The 16,374-nt window shown below is 55.8% G+C and carries 16 protein-coding genes; 5 read left to right on the top strand and 11 right to left on the bottom strand.

The window, feature by feature from the left end; genetic code table 11:
• Positions 1-12: 12 nt before the first annotated feature.
• Positions 13-1,467 carry a fasciclin domain-containing protein gene (locus JM93_RS13795; RefSeq protein WP_145344349.1) on the bottom strand — a complete coding sequence of 485 codons (1,455 nt, stop codon included), beginning with the start codon at positions 1,465-1,467 and terminating at the stop codon, positions 13-15.
• A gap of 209 nt (positions 1,468-1,676) precedes the next feature.
• Between JM93_RS13795 and JM93_RS13800 the strand changes: the two genes are divergently transcribed.
• Positions 1,677-2,579, top strand: a complete 903-nt coding sequence (locus JM93_RS13800) for a DUF6502 family protein (protein ID WP_145344351.1) — start codon at positions 1,677-1,679, stop codon at positions 2,577-2,579.
• Positions 2,572-3,591 (top strand): DUF5666 domain-containing protein, encoded by a 1,020-nt coding sequence (locus tag JM93_RS13805; RefSeq protein ID WP_145344353.1) that lies wholly within the window; start codon positions 2,572-2,574, stop codon positions 3,589-3,591. Before JM93_RS13800 ends, JM93_RS13805 begins: the two co-directional genes overlap by 8 nt.
• A 68-nt stretch (positions 3,592-3,659) precedes the next feature.
• Here JM93_RS13805 and JM93_RS13810 read toward each other — a convergent pair whose 3' ends face one another.
• From JM93_RS13810 to JM93_RS13830, 5 genes are all read right to left on the bottom strand, one after another.
• A complete protein-coding gene (locus JM93_RS13810; protein WP_145344355.1) occupies positions 3,660-4,346 on the bottom strand; it encodes a fumarylacetoacetate hydrolase family protein in 687 nt (228 codons plus the stop codon).
• Between the two features lie 16 nt (positions 4,347-4,362).
• The gene (ychF, locus tag JM93_RS13815; RefSeq protein WP_145344357.1) at positions 4,363-5,463 is read right to left on the bottom strand and encodes a redox-regulated ATPase YchF; all 1,101 of its coding nucleotides are present in this window, start codon (positions 5,461-5,463) and stop codon (positions 4,363-4,365) included.
• Positions 5,464-5,573: 110 nt separating this feature from the next.
• Complete coding sequence (locus tag JM93_RS13820) at positions 5,574-6,563, bottom strand: ribonuclease T2 family protein (protein ID WP_170230656.1); 990 nt, start codon at positions 6,561-6,563, stop codon at positions 5,574-5,576.
• Positions 6,564-6,635: 72 nt separating this feature from the next.
• Positions 6,636-7,388, bottom strand: a complete 753-nt coding sequence (gene pth, locus JM93_RS13825) for an aminoacyl-tRNA hydrolase (protein ID WP_145344361.1) — start codon at positions 7,386-7,388, stop codon at positions 6,636-6,638.
• 102 nt (positions 7,389-7,490) lie between these two features.
• A complete protein-coding gene (locus JM93_RS13830) occupies positions 7,491-8,123 on the bottom strand; it encodes a 50S ribosomal protein L25/general stress protein Ctc (RefSeq protein WP_145344363.1) in 633 nt (210 codons plus the stop codon).
• Positions 8,124-8,485: 362 nt separating this feature from the next.
• On the opposite strand from JM93_RS13830, the gene JM93_RS13835 reads away from it, so the two are divergent.
• A complete protein-coding gene (locus JM93_RS13835; RefSeq protein ID WP_208995168.1) occupies positions 8,486-9,037 on the top strand; it encodes a PDC sensor domain-containing protein in 552 nt (183 codons plus the stop codon).
• 75 nt (positions 9,038-9,112) lie between these two features.
• A complete protein-coding gene (locus JM93_RS13840) occupies positions 9,113-11,239 on the top strand; it encodes a methyl-accepting chemotaxis protein (RefSeq protein ID WP_170230658.1) in 2,127 nt (708 codons plus the stop codon).
• A 24-nt stretch (positions 11,240-11,263) separates the two neighbouring features.
• On the opposite strand, the gene JM93_RS13845 is transcribed toward JM93_RS13840, so the two are convergent.
• Both JM93_RS13845 and JM93_RS13850 read right to left on the bottom strand, forming a co-directional pair.
• The gene (locus JM93_RS13845) at positions 11,264-11,965 is read right to left on the bottom strand and encodes an MOSC domain-containing protein (RefSeq protein ID WP_145344365.1); all 702 of its coding nucleotides are present in this window, start codon (positions 11,963-11,965) and stop codon (positions 11,264-11,266) included.
• Positions 11,962-12,546, bottom strand: a complete 585-nt coding sequence (locus tag JM93_RS13850) for a MarR family winged helix-turn-helix transcriptional regulator (RefSeq protein WP_145344367.1) — start codon at positions 12,544-12,546, stop codon at positions 11,962-11,964. Before JM93_RS13850 ends, JM93_RS13845 begins: the two co-directional genes overlap by 4 nt.
• Positions 12,547-12,636: 90 nt before the next feature.
• Between JM93_RS13850 and JM93_RS13855 the strand changes: the two genes are divergently transcribed.
• On the top strand, positions 12,637-13,404 hold the full coding sequence (locus JM93_RS13855) for a hypothetical protein (RefSeq protein WP_244300842.1): 768 nt from the start codon (positions 12,637-12,639) through the stop codon (positions 13,402-13,404).
• Between the two features lie 56 nt (positions 13,405-13,460).
• On the opposite strand, the gene JM93_RS13860 is transcribed toward JM93_RS13855, so the two are convergent.
• The 3 genes from JM93_RS13860 to JM93_RS13870 form a co-directional block, all read right to left on the bottom strand.
• Positions 13,461-14,393 (bottom strand): ribose-phosphate pyrophosphokinase, encoded by a 933-nt coding sequence (locus tag JM93_RS13860; RefSeq protein WP_145344369.1) that lies wholly within the window; start codon positions 14,391-14,393, stop codon positions 13,461-13,463.
• Between the two features lie 221 nt (positions 14,394-14,614).
• Positions 14,615-15,169 (bottom strand): hypothetical protein, encoded by a 555-nt coding sequence (locus tag JM93_RS13865; RefSeq protein ID WP_208995170.1) that lies wholly within the window; start codon positions 15,167-15,169, stop codon positions 14,615-14,617.
• A 47-nt stretch (positions 15,170-15,216) separates the two neighbouring features.
• Positions 15,217-16,374, bottom strand: coding sequence for a M24 family metallopeptidase (locus JM93_RS13870; RefSeq protein ID WP_145344371.1), 1,158 nt, complete (start codon positions 16,372-16,374; stop codon positions 15,217-15,219).

Below are 16,374 nucleotides of genomic sequence, written 5' to 3' on the forward strand. Positions count from 1 at the left end.
GCCGTCTAGGGATTATGTGAACAGCGCCACCAAATCAGTGGTCAAAGCTTGGTTCTCCGGACTTTCTGCAAAGCCGATCAGGACTTCAGCACGGTCCCATGCACCACTGTCAAGGCGATCATCCCACTCCAACAGTCCGCCTGTGTCTGCATCGCGTGCGAGAACGTTGTTGTACAAGGCATTAATGTACTCCTCATCGGATGTGTTTGCGCCAAAGCGCTGCTCAAACTCCGTACTTTGAACAAAGGCGCTTGCCATCTGCTTCAAAGTCATATCGCCGCTCAACAATATCTGATTATGATCGAAGCCCTCCTGGTCCGGCGCACGTCCGAGGGCTGCTTGGTATAGGCGCACGAGTTGGGCGCCATTTCCGTCAAAGTCAAAAGTCACATCCGGCACCGGGATTGCCTCGTTGACATTCAACGGAAGCAGTACGCCATCAATTGGCTGAACGAAGCCGTTTTGCGTCTCCAGGTTTGCCAAATCTGAGATGTAGGACGGGTTGTCGACCTGTGGATCTTTGTCGACGATATGGTTTGGCCGAACAACCAGTGTTTCACCAGACAGTGTTGATACTTCGGTGAGACCAAGGAGCTCGGCCTGGGTCTTGCCGCCAGAGGACACATGATATGTCAGGATGGTGGTGAGAAGCGGAATGGGGTCCCCATTTGGGTCTAGAGCCGTTAAAGTGTCTACAATTGCCGAAAAAGCGCCGGCTTCATCACCATTTTGCACGTTTGCTCCCAGTGTTTGCGCAAGTGAGATAAAGGCATCGTCCGTTGGGGCGAATACTGTGAAGTCAGCGGTCTTGTCGGTAAACGTGTCTGTCAGGTTAGCGGTGTTGAGAGCGGTCAAAAGGATATCGAAGTCGCCGCCATTGCTATCGAATTGGCCCCCGGACGAGGCGACTACGTCGGCAATCGTCAGATCTGCAACGGCTTGCGGAACATCAATGGGCAGGAGAACCCGGTCGATCACATGCACGGTGCCGTTTGTCGCGGCGATATCAGTCGCCCCGGAGACGAATGATGGGTCTTTGAGGTCTGTATCAATATCCACAAGCGAATTTCCAGCCGGTGTCAGCGTCGCAGCCTGTGTCGTTGCGATCGACGATGAGTTGGTGATCTCAGTTAGTGATTTCGCGGTTGGCGAGACGTGATAAAGCAAAATGTCGGTCAAAAGCGGAATTGGGTCGTTTGTCCCCGAAAGCTCAGTGAGTGTCGACACAATTGCGTTGAAAGCACCTTCTTCGTCTGTGTCTGAAACGTTCGCCCCAAGGCTGTTTGCTAATGCGATAAATGCCGCATCGGTCGGAGCAAACACCGTCAAATCAGCGGATGGGCTGTCAAGTGTTGCTGTTAGCCCGGCGGCCTCCAGTGCAGCACGTAGAATGTTGAAATCGCTGGTATTCGCGTCAAATCCACTGCCGGATGCAGCAACGATTTCCGCAATTGTCATGCTTGCCATCACAGTTTCCCTTTCTCTTCGGTTCAAACCACTTTTGCACTTCGCTTTGCCTGCACGCCGGTAGTCCTCGTCCTGGCTATCGCGCCACGGCGGTTCAGCGAGATCGTATATTGTGGGAAAATTTCCCACGACAAGAGGTCGCAGGTAAAAATTGTGTTTTTGTTGACAGCGTTGGCCTATATCTGAGCGGAAGGAGATCGCACTCGGGAATGCCGGAACAGACGCCAAAAACGCCACAGCAAATGTCGAGCAAGTCGCTATTCGAGAAAGCCTTGCGCACCGTTTTGCGTCCCATCGCAAAGGCCATGATTGCGCATGGCGTTCCGCTTTCGACCGGACTTTCAATTCTTAAGGAAGTGCTTGTCGATGTTGCCTCTCAGGACACGGCAGACGGCAAACCGCCTTCTGATAGCCGCATCACTGCGATCACCGGTGTTCATCGGAAGGACGTAAAGGCAATCCGGGAGCGGGATGAGCAAACACCGCCGGAAGCCAAACCCAGTGTGATTGGAAATGTGGTCGGCCGGTGGTTGGGAAGCAGTCAGTACCAGACGCCAGATGGCCTGCCCGCGCCGCTGCCGAGGACCCGGCAGCCGGACGGCGCGCCGAGTTTTGCCGACATCGTGCGGGAGGTCAGCACAGATATTCGCCCTGCCTCTGTTTTGGAGGCTATGTCCGCTCAACGCTTGATAGAGATACGGGAGGCATCTGATGAGGTGGTCCTTCGAACCCAAGCCTATATTCCAACAGGTGACCGGTCCGACCTGTATGATTTTTGGGGCAAGAACCTTCGCGATCACGTGTTGGCGGCAACGCACAATGTGACCGCTGAAGGCGGTGCGCCCGTTTTTTTTGAACGCGCGGTCTTTTATCATCAGTTGACGGACAAGTCTGTCGCGCAGTTGGATGCCGATGCACGCGCGGCGGGAATGGCAGTGCTCCAAAATTTGAACAAATCTGCAAGTACTCTTCAAGAGCACGACAGGTCGGCTGCAGATGCAAAGCACAGGTTCCGGTTCGGTATGTTTTTCTACACAGAGCCGGAAACGGATGTATCCAAATCAGAGGACGAAAATGATACCGCCAAAGACAGGGCGTCAGGAAATGACTGATTTCGTTTCCCGTATGCGCATCAGTGTTCAAGCCTTTAAACGTGGCAAACTGCTCCAGTTCGTGGCTTTTCTTTTGATGATCATTGGTCTGGCTTTGGCTGTGCCTCCGTCAGACTCCCTTGCGCAACAGGCCCACAACCGGGACGGCGGCATCGGAGGAACAGGTATTGTTTTCGGTCCGGTTGACCGTCTTGGGAGCATTGTTGTCAACGGGATGCGGATCGAGACGGCAAATGCGCGCCTGTCGAGTTTTCCGAACCGGCTTGGCGGTGGCGCCGTCGAAACAGGAGATACGGTATTCGCCTCTATCCGTTCTTCGGCCAGCGGTCCTTCTGCCAACCGGGTTGTGCGCTTTTACCCGATCTCTGGTCCTGTGACCTCGGCCGGCCGGGGGGCGATAGAAGTCATGGGAACACGGGTGGACATACCCGCTGGAACACCGGTTGTCGATTTCACCGGTTCGGCAGTGCGATTGCGGGCAGGCGACACGGTTCGCGTCAGCGGTCTTTGGCGCGGCCAACGCATCGTGGCCAGCCGTGTTGTGAAAGCTCCCAATGTGCCTGTCACTTTAAGTGGTCAGTTTCGCCCGGTCGGTACCGGGAACGGTGTCGGCTCAACACGGGTAGAGATGAGACAGGATTTTGCTCTCGGTGCATTTGTGACTATTCGCGGCCGTTTTGACGGGAGCACTTTGGCAGCGGAGCGGGTCAGTCAGACCCTGCCCCTACGTCTTGATCGTCAAACGGGATTGTTGTCGGCTCAGGGCTTCCTGGCGAGAGACTTTGCCGGATCAGGTTACCATCTGTCAGGTTTTGGCCTGCCCATGAACCAAGCGTCTCCGGTCGGGCGGCAAACCGGCATCCGGTCGGTGTTTTTTGGCGTTGTTTCGGGTGGCTATTTGATCGAAGACCGGGTCAGTCTTCCTGACAGTGCGGCTGCTCGGCGTCAGGAGTTGGACAGTCTCAGGCCAACGGAAGTGCCGGGCAACTGGCGGGCCTTCTACCAGCGCTAGACGGCCATGCCGTTTCTTTGAAAAGGAAAACCCGGCTTGCGGCCGGGTTTTTTCTTTTTCCTGCTAGTCTAAATGACGGTCACACTGAGATCCGGCAGACCATCGATATGGCCGTCCAGTTTGTCGCCCTTTTGAACGGGGCCAACCCCAGAGGGAGTGCCGGTCAGAATCACGTCGCCAGCAGCCAAGGAAAAGTAGCGGGACAGATAGGAGATCATGTCGGGCACTTTCCAAATCATTTGATTGAGATCACCTTCCTGGCGCAGCTCTCCGTTGACCGACAGGGAAATGCGCCCGTTTTGCAAGTGACCAATCTCCGAAATCGGCAGGATTTCGCTGATCGGCGCAGAATGTTCAAATGCCTTCGCGACTTCCCAGGGACGGCCTGATTTTTTTGCTTCGGCCTGAAGATCGCGCCGGGTCATATCAAGCGCAACCGCATAGCCGAACACATGCTCAAGCGCATCCCGCTCCGAAATGTCGGAGCCGCCGGATTTCAGGAGAACCGCCAACTCGATCTCGTGATGCACGTCTGCGCTCATGGCCGGGTAGGGGAAGGTTTGCCCGCAATAGACATTGTCCGGATTTTTTTGAAAGAAAAACGGTGGCTCGCGGTCAGGATCGTGGCCCATTTCAACAGCATGAGCGGCATAGTTCCTGCCGATACAGTAAACCCGGTTGACCGGAAAAGAGGCTTCGCTGCGGAAGACCGGCAGGGTCACCGGCTCCGGAGCGTCAATAGCAAGCGGACTCATGACGAAGTCTCCAAGATCACGTGTTGAACTTGAAGAGCAAAACATCGCCGTCCTTGACGATGTACTCTTTGCCTTCGTCACGGGATTTGCCGGCTTCCTTGGCAGCTGTCTCGCCTCCCAATGACACGTAGTCGTTATAGGCGATTGTCTGGGCACGAATGAACCCGCGCTCAAAATCCGTGTGAATGACACCTGCTGCACCGGGTGCCTTGGTGCCCTGTGTAATTGTCCATGCCCGGGTTTCCTTTGGCCCGGCCGTGAAATAAGTGATCAAGCCGAGAAGATCGTATCCGGCCCGGATCAATCGGTCGAGGCCGGGTTCTTCAAGGCCAATTGTTTCAAGAAATTCTGCTTGTTCTTCTTTATCGAGCTGCGAAACTTCAGCTTCGATGGCCGCGGAAATAACCACTGCTCCCGCGCCCTCCGCCTGGGCCTTTTGAACAACTTTCTCAGACAGCGCATTGCCGGTTGCTGCTGCGGCTTCATCAACATTGCACACATAAAGAACGGGCTTTGACGTCAGCAGGTTCAATCCGTCCAGGATCTTTTTTTCCTCCGGATCAGTGAGACCTAGCGTGCGTGCCGGTTTGCCGTCCTGAAGCAGTGCCAGGGCCGCTTCCATGACAGGGATGACCGCTTTCGCTTCCTTGTCTCCGCTTGTCGCCTTTTTCTTCAAGGGTGCGATCCGGCGTTCGAGGCTTTCCATGTCCGCGACCATGAGCTCGGTCTCGACCGTGTCAGCATCCTCGATCGGATCAACTTTGCCTTCCACATGCGTTATATCGCCGTCTTCAAAGCAACGAAGAACATGAACGATCGCATCGACTTCACGGATATTCGCCAGAAACTGGTTGCCAAGGCCTTCGCCCTTAGAGGCTCCGCGCACGAGGCCCGCAATATCGACAAAGGTGATGCGGGTCGGAATGACTTCCTTTGATCCGGCAATGCCGCGAATGGCATCCAGACGGGGATCGGGTACGGCCACTTCGCCGGTGTTCGGCTCGATCGTACAAAAAGGGTAGTTTGCCGCCTGAGCGGCGGCTGTTTTCGTGAGCGCGTTAAAGAGCGTGGACTTGCCGACATTCGGCAGCCCGACAATGCCGCACTGAAATCCCATGTGAGGTCGCTTTCGGTTGGGAAGCTGAAAAAAGGTTGTCGGCTATTTGCCGGAAGCTCCGGCTGAGGTCAAGGCTCCCCACGGGCGAAGGGCGGAAAGACGGGGCTGCACTATTGTAAACCGGCCCCGTCAATGATGCCACCTCGGCAGCCGGGTGCGACGGGGCTTGCTGCCTTTAACAGTTCGGAGATGGGGGTTTGCGGTGAAATCTGCCCCTTCAAATTGACACGGATTTCAAGTGCAAGGTTTCGAGTGCCATCTTCAGTGCAAACCAAAGAGACGCGTTCGCCGGTGCCGTCGCCAAAAGACCGGTTAAATGCATCCCGGATTCTGCGGATCGATATATATTGTCCGATCCCGTTTGGCAGAAAGTCGCCCAACTCGCTTTGATTGATGGCGTCAGTCAGAAGAAGCGTGTCGTCAAAGTACTCGTCGGCGCCGCCCAGCCCCCGGTAGCACGTACCGTGTTTAATCCATTCATGCCGCTCCAGACCGCTGGCAATGCCAGGCATGGCATCGGTAAGATTTCTTCGTGTCTCCCGGTCGACATCCGGTTCAGGCAAGCGGTCCCAGTTCCCGCTTTCATCAAGGCGAACCAATGCCGGGTCAACTCCGCAATAGACGTTGTCCCGTGGTTGGGGCCACAGGCCGTGGATGGAGAGCTGGGCCACAGCTCTGGGCAAGCGCCCGGAGTTAAGGGCCTTGCATTCCGGCAGGTGCGAACGAGTCTCGCAAATGGCCGGTTGCCAGTTCAGCGCGAGCACGTTGTCGGTGCTTTCCCCCTGCCTTTCTGCGATACTAGCAGGGGTCAACTGGCCACACGTGGTTTCCACCCAACGCTGCGTGGTGACCGGCGCATCAGGTATCTCGACTAGCACATAATCGCCGCCGGTTTTGTTCAGGCCCTGCACAGTGTAGGACGTGCCTGGCCGTGTGGTGACGTCTCCCGGATTGGTCGTGTTGCGGATTGACTGAAAGGCCGGGCAGGCGGCATCTGCGTCGAATTGGCCAGCCAACGGCTCAAAGGCGCCAGCAGGTGGAGTTGAAAGGACAGTTAAACCGAAGCAGGCTACTAGCGCGAAGAACGGATAAGATGTCATAGGGGTGGCTCTTGTGACGGTGTCGTTTCCAGTAGACATACGGAGCAACGCCGGCATGACAAGGTGCGGCCGTCAGGTGGCGTCTTTGTTGCCCAGAAGCTTTTTGAGCATCTCCGCCATTGGCCCCTTTTTCGGCAGTTCGGCCGTTTTTGTTTGCCGGGCCTGCCGGATATGGCTTTGGCCTTTGGGACCCGGCTTTCCCGATGGTGCTGACTTTGTCTCGGTGCTTGTTCTAGCCGGGCGCTTCGCTTTTTCAGGGTCCAGCGCCAGGGTCAGTTTGTTGGAGAACTGGCTATCTTTGCCGGCAGCGAGCAAATCCGCATGACGTGCAATTTCATCCAGCAGCGGCTCCAGCCACTCCCTATCGGCTTTCGCGAAGTCGCCGAGCACGTAATTGGAAACAAGGCGTTTTTCGCCCGGATGCCCGATTCCCAGCCGCAGGCGGCGGTAGTTTTCGCCGATGTGGGCCGTGATTGAGCGCAAACCGTTGTGGCCGCCATGTCCGCCGCCTTTTTTCATGCGGAATTTTGCAGGTGGCAGGTCCAATTCATCATAAATGACCACCACATCGTCCGGCTGCAGTTTGTAAAAGCGGATCGCTTCGCCGACCGCCCGCCCGGATTCATTCATAAAAGTGGACGGCTTCAGTAGCAGCACTTTTTCAGAGCCAAGCAGACCTTCTGACACCTGGCCTTGAAACCGAGCCCTCCATGGCGCGAAAGACGATGATTGGCGATGGATCTCGTCTACCGCGAGAAACCCGATATTGTGACGATTGCGCTCATACTTAGCGCCAGGATTTCCCAAACCGACAATCAAACGCATGAAGCAATCGCCTTTAAGTTTCAGATTTGACGCGCCGCTTATACAAAAAGAAGAGGGACGGTAAAACCGTCCCCCTCAAAAGCTTGCGATTGCCGGAAGAGCTTATGCGTCTTCTCCGCCTTCGCCTTCGCCTTCATCACCGCCCTCAGCGTCATCTTCCGATTTCATGCCGGCCGGAGCCGCGATCGTTGCGATGGTGAAATCGCGATCTGTAATCGTCGGATGTACATTTTCCGGCAGGTTGACGTCGGAGATGTTCAACGTGTCGCCCGGTTGAGCCTTGGACAAGTCGATTTCGAACGCTTCCGGGATTTCGTCCGCAGGAACCGTGACTTCGACTGCGTGACGGACGATGTTCAGAACTGCGCCCTTTTTGATACCTGGGCACTTGTCTTCATTCAGGAAGTGCACCGGGATTTCCACGGTCAACGTCGTGTCCTTGCCAACGCGCAGAAAATCAACATGCATGACATCGTCACGCACCGGATGCAGCTGATAGTCCTTGGCAATGACCTGGTGCTTCTTGCCATCGACAGTGATCGTGCCGATATGCGTCATGAAGCCACCCTTGTGCAGAGTGAGGGTGGTTTCCTTGATCGGCACCGCGATCGAGAGGGGTGGTTTTTTGTCGCCGTAGATCACGGCAGGAAGAAGACCTTCGCGACGCAATGCACGAGCGGACCCCTTTCCCACCCGTTCACGTGCCGACGCCTTCAGCTCATAGCTGGTAGCCATGGCAAACTCCTATGGGTATAAAATCGGACCGGCGGATTTCTGCGCCGTGCGTGACTTCAGTTGTCCGGGATCGGTCCACAAGCGCCTCCTCCAGGGGGGTAAACGCGGGCGCGGGTATACCCGACCTTTTCCAAAAGCGCAAGTTTGTTGCCGCTCACTGGAAACTGACTTTTTCACCAAGGGTAAGTTTGCGGCAGGCTGAAACGTCTGCAAGTAATTTTCTGGGACACCATCCTGGATAGATAAAAATACGCTTAGGTTGTATTTTATAATATATTCTACTTTTATTCATTCGTATATATACTTACTCTTAATCTCTGGGGGGAACAATTAGCTTCGCTTTCGCCGAATAGGAGGTTCGCATGCGAGGTCTATTCCTATCCACAGCAGCATTGCTTTGCTCTATCCAGCTAGCAGGCGCCAATGAATTCCAGTCAGAGCTCGAGACGCTTGCCAATGCTCAGATTGCAGAAATCGCAGCTGCGTCAGAGGTAACGGCCGCAGTCAAGGCTCAAAACACCGAAACGTCCGGATACGATCAGACGAAAATCGATGAGCTGGATACCACATGGAGGTCTGAGGCCGACTCCATCGATCAGCCGATGATCCACGCTATCTTGGACAATGATTTGTCGGGTTACCTGGCCGATATCCAAGACAGCAGCGATGGTCTGTTTACAGAGATTTTCGTGATGGATGCCAAGGGGCTGAACGTCGGGCAGAGCGACGTCACCTCAGATTATTGGCAGGGTGATGAAGCCAAGTGGCAGGACACCTTCGGCAAGGGCCCCGGATCGGTTCACATCAGCGACTTGGAACAAGACGAAAGCACCCAGCTGCTGCAAAGCCAGGTGAGCGTGCCAGTCGTTGATCCGGACAGCGGCGATGTCATCGGTGCCGTACGTTCGGCGTGAATGTCGAGAAACTCTAACAATCAAAAGTTTGGCGGTGCGCTCAGGCGAACCGCCTTTTTCAATGGGGAGGCTGTTGTGCAGGTATCCAGGAAGCTGCCGATCATCATGGTCGGAATTGCATTGCTTTGCTCGGCAAGTGTGGGTGCCGCCAGCTATTTTTCAGGTGCTCACAGCATCCTTGAAATGTCGCGCGAAAAACTCAGCAGCCTTGCAGAAAGCCGGAAGGATGCTCTGCTCGACTATCTCACCGGACAACAACAAGCCGTCGCGTCCCATGTCTCCGGCAAGACGTTAAGGGCCGCTTATTCGGATTTTGATGCCAATTGGACCAAGTATGGCGACCGGGCACAGGAGTTGCTGACGACAATATATGTGACTGACAACCCTCATCCCGAAGACGAGCGCGCAGAACTGGTTAAAGCCGGACGCAAACCTTACGACCGGGCTCATGCCAAACACCATCAGGTGATGCGCGACTACGCGGATTTGAACGGTTATCCGGACCTTATGTTTGTGAATACGGCTGGAGATGTAATTTACACTGTGAACAAACGTGCCGATTTCGCGCGTAACTTGAATGAGGGCGAATGGCAGGACACCGTCGCAGCCCGTGTTTTCAATAAGGCGCTCAACGGCCCCTCAGATGCCGTTCACAAGGCTGATGCCGCGCGATATCCGACAGCCGCTGATGAGCCGACCGGTTTTCTGGCCTCTCCGATTTCGGTAGGGTCAAAAACAATCGGAATCGCGCTGTACCAGACGCCTGTGATCAAGATCAGCAGCCTGCTCGGGAAGTATTCCGGTCTTGGAGAAACCGGAAACGTGTTTTTCGTCAACGCGGACGCAATTGCCCAAAATGACAGCATGCGAACCCCGGACGTTTCAGAGGTCGGAGCGCAATTGTTCGAAAGCCAGGATGTGCTTTCGAATCTGACCGGTGATGCGGTGTTCATGGAGATTCCTGACTTCACCGGCAGCAGAGTATACGCGGCGGTGGTCCCTTTCACATTTCTGGGCAATTCCTACGCACTTGTTGTTGTTCAAAACGTTGCGGAGGTTTTGGCGCCACTATCCAACTTGCGCAACTGGATCGTCGCGATCACGCTGCTCAGCGCTGTTGTTGCCGGAATTTTCGGGTTCCTCGTATCGGCAAAACTCTCCGGGCGTATTCAGAGCCTGGCAACTGCGATGGCGGATCTTGCCGACGGGAACACCAATATTGAAGTCCCCGGACAGGTCGGCAGCGATGAAATCGCTGACATGGCGCGGACGGTCGAGGTGTTCCGAGAAAATGCTTTGGAGCGCGACCAGCTGCAAGCCCAGCAGTCTCAGTCCCAACAGGCGGAAGCGGCGAAAGCCAACGCTGTTGGTGCGCTGATTGCGCAGTTTCGAGAGGATGTTGCGCAGATGCTGGATATGGTCTCAGCAAACAGCGACCAGATGAAAACGGCTGCCGAGGGGCTGAACGGGATTGCAGACGAAACCGCCTCTGAATCCACCAGTGCATCGGCTGCCTCTGAACAGGCGTCGGCAAATGTTCAATCTGTTGCTTCTGCTGCTGAAGAGCTTTCTGTTTCCATTCAGGAAATCCACCGGCAGGTCGGCAATACGACGCAGATCGTCCGCGAAGCCGTGACTTCGGCTTTGGAGACGAATGAGAAGATTGGTGGTCTTGAAAAACTCGCTCAAAACATTGGTGACGTTGTGAAGCTGATCTCCGATATCGCCGAGCAAACCAATCTTCTGGCTTTGAATGCAACCATCGAAGCTGCGCGTGCGGGCGAGGCCGGCCGCGGATTTGCGGTGGTTGCCTCGGAGGTGAAAGAACTGGCCACCCAAACGGCGAAGGCAACAGAAGAGATTACGGCGCAGGTTGAAGAGGTTCAAACTGCAACGAATGAGGCTGCGACTGCCATCGCCGGGATCACTGAAACGATGGACAAAGTGGATCGGTATACTGGAAATATGGCAACCTCGATTGATGAACAGGGTGCTGCGACCAGCGAGATTTCGGCGAGTGTTCAAGAGGCTGCGCAAGGCACGCGGTCGGTGGCCGGTTCTATGGTGCGGATCTCCGACAAGTCGCAACTCACGAGCAGGTCCGCCAGCGACGTCTTGAGCGCCTCAACCGATGTTCAAAACAAGACGATGCACCTGCGCCAAACGGTAGACCGTTTTCTCGCGGCTGTCGAAGCGGCCTGATCAAGATCCGAGCCAGACTGGCCCCTAAGGCCGGTTTGGAAGCCCTTCAAGACGCCGGCTGATATCCTCCCGGAAATCCGGGTCGCATTTTTTCGAAAATGCATCGCGCCAGTTTTGTGCCAGAACTTGCATGTCAGCGAGTTCGGCCGCCACCTCTGGTTCGAGCCGCGGATTGAACCGCGCAGCAAGGGCTCTGGCTACTGTCCAGTTTTCATGCTGCCTTTCAACGAGCTCGATAGGCGTTTCCAGCTCCAGGTTGCCTTCCTCCAGCACCCGAAAATACCAGCCGGTCTTGCAGCTGCGCTGAAATCGGGCGGCGAGGCTGTCGATGCCCGTATGCCGATTGAGTTTCCAACAAGGTTGCCGTCCCTGTGAGATCTGAACGAGCACGCTTCCAGCCCGGAAAATATCCCCGATACAACAGGTCTCTTCGGTCAAACCAATAGATGCGATGTTTTCACCGAATCCTCCGGGCTGTAGCCGGCTTTCGTGTTCAGGGAATTCCTGTCTCCAGCTTTCGTAGTGTTCAGCCGGGTAAATATGGATGGCCTTGTCCGGGCCGCCATGAACAGTGAGGTCTGCTTGCTGATCGCCCGAAAGCCCCGTCTTGCCAACGAAAACGGGTCCGCTCACTGCGGTTTTGCCGATGGCGGATGCGGGCTTGTCCTCCCAATATTGCTGCGGGGTGCCAGTGTAGAGGCCAATGATCGACGAAAGAGTGGTCATGAGTTGTGCCTGACTTCAGCTGGCGGTTTGTGTTCATGGCATATCCGGTCGGGGTCGCCGGCCGAAAGGGGCAGCCCAAGCAGCCGGCAATATCCATGCTGACTTGCAATGGCACTTCCAGTGTCGTGATAAACGCAGGTCTTGCATATCCCAAACGTTTTGCCGCCCCGCTGGCGCAACATGTCACCAATCAAAAACCGAAGTCCTGCCTCAAGTCCTTCGCGCTGGGCGCAGTCCATCGCGTCCAGCGCATGATCAAGCGGCGCGTGTTGATGGAGAAGCGCCAAACCTTCCGAAGACACATCGTAGCGAATTCTGCGCTTGTCTTCTGAAGACCGTTCCTCCGTGATGAGGTCCTTGCGTGCGAGAGCCTTTAGTGTTTGCGAAGCGGTACCGCGCGTTGTCGCCAAATAGTCGGCCACATGGGACGGCGCACGCGAAAAACGGTTCGCCCGCGAAAGAAAGGATAGAGCCGCAAATTGGGAAGGGTTGAGAGGGCCATTCCAATCCTCTGCCGCGCTGAGGCGCGATAGGCGATCAATCAAATCTCTAAGCGATTGCGAGGAGGGGGTGTCCGTCATTTTATAAATATAGCGACTCGAAATTAAACTTGCAATAGTATCGAGTCGCTACAAAAAAAGTGGAGTTCCTCACACCCAAGGAGAATTTCCATGCCGATAACATCCCGACTTTTTTCTGCAGCCTTGATGCTGCCGGCCGTTCTGTGCGCCCAAGCCGCGTTTGCCGATGCAAACTATGCTGTTAATCAGAACGGAGCTGTGCTTTCCGGGAAAAATGCCGAAATCGACCGGAACTACGACATTCTCGCCGCGCATGTTCACGCGGCGGGTAACATCGTCACTTTTCACATGACGACGAACGGTGCCGCAGGCGAGTCCATACCCGATGCTGTTGGGACGTTGGGGGGCGCCGAAGTCCAGTCATATGTCTGGCCCACATCACTCGATCCGGAAGGCATTGGGTTCGAGGGGGGCAAAGGGGTTTTGGCATTGGTCGCGACCAGCCATCCTGATTTCGATGATACGCCTCTGTTCGATGAGGATGGCGATGGCGATCTGACCAATGACGGCGCGAAGTGGCATTCGCACTGGATTGTTCTTGCGCCAAATGACGCCTGCGGTGACGGCGCGCTGGCCGTGCAGGACATTCCGAAGGGCGCGGAGCCAAACATGCCAGCAACGTGGCCTGGGCTTCCCATCTACATTGATAGCCCGGGCTATTCACCGGTGTTCGATGGGCCGGAAATCACAATCAAGGTTCCGTTTTCGGGGCAACTGACGGCTGCGGCACTGAACTATGATGGGGGCACCGCTGCGCTCAGAGTGAATCAAAATGTTCACGCACCGCTTCTCTGCGTTTTTGATGTCTTTGACATCGCATCCGGCGATTTGAGCTTGCCGGGTCAGTTGAAGCGGTGACGGACAAAAAATGGCGCCTTGCGGCGCCATTTTCATCTTCCGATATCGGTTTTTTATCAAATGAACAGGCTGGACACTGACTTTTCCAGCGCCGTCCGGTTGATAGCCTCGCCGAGAAGGGGGGCGATCGAGACTGCCCGGATGTTCGAGGCAGCGGTAATCGCCGCCGTCGGTTCGATTGAATTGGTGATCACCAATTCCTTTAATTTGGAAGACGTCACACGCGCAACGGCGCCTCCGGACAGAACACCATGCGTAATGTAGGCCGTGACGGATTTCGCTCCTTTGGACAGCAGCGCCTCTGCTGCATTGCAAAGTGTGCCGCCGCTGTCGACAATATCGTCGACTAGAATGCAGTCATATCCGTTCACTTCCCCGATGATGTTCATCACCTCGGATTCTCCAGGTTTGTCGCGCCGTTTATCGACAATGGACAGGGGAGCATCGATACGTTTTGCCAAGGCCCGGGCGCGAACCACACCGCCGACATCCGGCGACACGACCATGACATTTTCCGTCGCGTAGCGTTCCTTGATGTCGCGGGTCATGACCGGCGCGGCGAACAGGTTGTCAGTCGGGATATCGAAAAAACCCTGGATCTGTCCGGCATGGAGATCCAGGGTCAAGACGCGGTCTGCACCTGCTTCGGTAATCAGGTTCGCGACAAGTTTGGCCGAAATAGGAGTTCGGCCCGAAGCACGGCGGTCCTGACGGGCATAGCCGAAGTAAGGAATGACGGCGGTGATGCGGCGCGCGGACGAACGGCGCAGAGCATCGATGATGATAAGCAGTTCCATCAAGTGGTCGTTGGCCGGATAACTGGTCGGCTGAACGACAAAAACGTCCTCACCGCGGACGTTTTCCTGAATTTCAACGAAGATTTCCTGATCGGCAAAGCGCCGAACCTGGCATTTTGCTAGGGGAACATCGAGATAGTTGGATATTTCTTCAGCAAGGGCTCGGTTTGAGTTGCCCGCCACGATCTTCATGAGCCGCAAGTCCTTTTGGTGCGACGCCGAGGAGGTCCCGCTTCATTAACGCGGATTGGCCCCGATCAGGTCCCTGACAGTATTTCAATGCGGAGAAGTCTTCTCCGGTCGGCGGCGGCGTTTTAGCAACAGCTTACCGATCCGACAACAGCGTGATTGGGCGGATTATCACCTTTTTACGAAAAAGGTGACCAGCGCCAAAAATTTCGCCAGCTAAATCATTAGCGGCTATTCAGCCAGGCCTCCAATTCTACGACGGACCGGTTTGCGATCCGGTCTAGCGTTCGTCCATCAACGGCCTGCCATGGGTCACCGGCGGTGCCGGACGTGCGTTCTGTCCCCGAGATGCGCTTGAGACGCCGCCCAGAACTGTCGACCACGTCGAAAACGTAAAACACGGTCGCTGACGACGGCTCGCCGGCGGCCGAAAGATACCCGTTCACACGGTATGTCGCCTGGGCACCGACCCGCCGTACAAGCGTAAGCCCCTGACGGCGGGCTTGCTCACCGATACTTTCCGACAACTCGTCCGCAATATTGCCTGGTGCCCCGGTAAACGGTTCAAATGCGAAGGTTGCATCCTCGGCCCGTACAGTAGCGGGCGGGGCAACCGTCGGAACAGGCCCTCCCGGTCCGACACTGGACGGGGGCTGCGGAGACGATTGGCAGGCCGCAAGACCCGTGAGAAGGGCTACAACAAATATTTGAGCGGAGTATCGGGAAAAAGCGGTCACAACGGGCATCAAGGTCGCCTGGGTCAGCGGTCTGTGTGTCATGGCGCCAGTCAATGCAGCAACCTGGCCATGTGTGGTCAAGCGATTGTTTAGCCTGACTTGACAGCAAGGTCGAGAGGCAGCCGTGAAAGACATTCCGGCCGGGCAGAGGTTGTGAGATAGGTCTGCCCGAGTGTCATTGCTGTCTCGGTGACCGAGTCCATCAAGATCATATGGACGAACAAGGTCATGTCAGGCTGGATTCCGGCTTTGTTACCCTTGTAGGCCATTGGCGTGTCCATCCAGCTCGGGGCAAACCGCGCTCCCAGCGAATACCCGCAGGTATTGAGCCGGTGGGGCATCATGTCATGAGCATCCAGAGCTCCAGCATGTGCATCAAAGACGTCGCCAAAGGTTCGGCCCGGCATCAAAACCGCTTCGACAGCCGAAAGAGCCTCGCGAGCGGCATTGTACATTTCCATATGACGGTCCGTTGGACGCCCAATAATGACAGTGCGCATCAAAGCGGCGTGATAATGCCGGAAGACACCGGCCCATTCCAGAGTGACCTGATCATTGTCCTGGAGCTGGCGCCGTCCTGATTTGTAGCGGCACAACAGTGCATCCCGTCCGGACCCGATCACGAAGTCATTGGCCGGGTAATCCCCGTCGCCCTGGAGAACAACACCTTGCATGGCCGCAAGGATGCCCGCTTCGTCGGCGCCGGGTTTGATTTCGGCCAGGCCGGCTTCATAAGCAGCGTCAGCCAGCGTCGCTGCCTTGCGGATATAGCCGATTTCGGCGGGGCTCTTGAGGGCCCGCAAGGCCGGGATCAAGGGGGATTCATCGCAAATATCGGCGAAACTTGCGAGCTCCTCCTGGATCTCGATGCCGATTTTGCCCGTCATTCCGTGGGTGTCGAACTCCAACCCGATGCGGGCACCCAACAGGTCCATGTCGAAAAGCATGTCTTTCAGCTGTCCGACCGGGCTGGCTTCGCCGCGGTCGATCCAGATGCGGATGTCTTTGATGTTTGATGTCTGCTTGGCCTGTCTTTGATCAGCCGAGCGTGTCAAAAGCACGGTGCGGTCGTCGGACGTGACAATAAGGCACTGAAAGAAACAAAAGCCGAACGTGTCGTAGCCTGTGAGCCAGTACATGCTCTCTTGCGCGAACAGAACCATGGCATCGAGTTTGCGCTTAGCCATTTCGGCCATAAGCCGGTTGCGTCTTTGGTCGAATTCTTCCGGTTCGAAATGCAGCGCCAT

The organism is Roseibium hamelinense, from assembly GCF_007830545.1.
In the GTDB taxonomy this organism is placed as follows: Bacteria; Pseudomonadota; Alphaproteobacteria; order Rhizobiales; family Stappiaceae; genus Roseibium; species Roseibium hamelinense.

Coding starts and splice junctions, on each gene's coding strand:
- JM93_RS13795 (WP_145344349.1), bottom strand. CDS start 1,467: ATGGCAAGCATGACAATTGCGGAAATCGTTGCTGCATCCGGCAGTGGA.
- JM93_RS13800 (WP_145344351.1), top strand. CDS start 1,677: ATGCCGGAACAGACGCCAAAAACGCCACAGCAAATGTCGAGCAAGTCG.
- JM93_RS13805 (WP_145344353.1), top strand. CDS start 2,572: ATGACTGATTTCGTTTCCCGTATGCGCATCAGTGTTCAAGCCTTTAAA.
- JM93_RS13810 (WP_145344355.1), bottom strand. CDS start 4,346: ATGAGTCCGCTTGCTATTGACGCTCCGGAGCCGGTGACCCTGCCGGTC.
- ychF (WP_145344357.1), bottom strand. CDS start 5,463: ATGGGATTTCAGTGCGGCATTGTCGGGCTGCCGAATGTCGGCAAGTCC.
- JM93_RS13820 (WP_170230656.1), bottom strand. CDS start 6,563: ATGACATCTTATCCGTTCTTCGCGCTAGTAGCCTGCTTCGGTTTAACT.
- pth (WP_145344361.1), bottom strand. CDS start 7,388: ATGCGTTTGATTGTCGGTTTGGGAAATCCTGGCGCTAAGTATGAGCGC.
- JM93_RS13830 (WP_145344363.1), bottom strand. CDS start 8,123: ATGGCTACCAGCTATGAGCTGAAGGCGTCGGCACGTGAACGGGTGGGA.
- JM93_RS13835 (WP_208995168.1), top strand. CDS start 8,486: ATGCGAGGTCTATTCCTATCCACAGCAGCATTGCTTTGCTCTATCCAG.
- JM93_RS13845 (WP_145344365.1), bottom strand. CDS start 11,965: ATGACCACTCTTTCGTCGATCATTGGCCTCTACACTGGCACCCCGCAG.
- JM93_RS13850 (WP_145344367.1), bottom strand. CDS start 12,546: ATGACGGACACCCCCTCCTCGCAATCGCTTAGAGATTTGATTGATCGC.
- JM93_RS13855 (WP_244300842.1), top strand. CDS start 12,637: ATGCCGATAACATCCCGACTTTTTTCTGCAGCCTTGATGCTGCCGGCC.
- JM93_RS13860 (WP_145344369.1), bottom strand. CDS start 14,393: ATGAAGATCGTGGCGGGCAACTCAAACCGAGCCCTTGCTGAAGAAATA.
- JM93_RS13865 (WP_208995170.1), bottom strand. CDS start 15,169: ATGACACACAGACCGCTGACCCAGGCGACCTTGATGCCCGTTGTGACC.
- JM93_RS13870 (WP_145344371.1), bottom strand. CDS start 16,374: ATGGCGCTGCATTTCGAACCGGAAGAATTCGACCAAAGACGCAACCGG.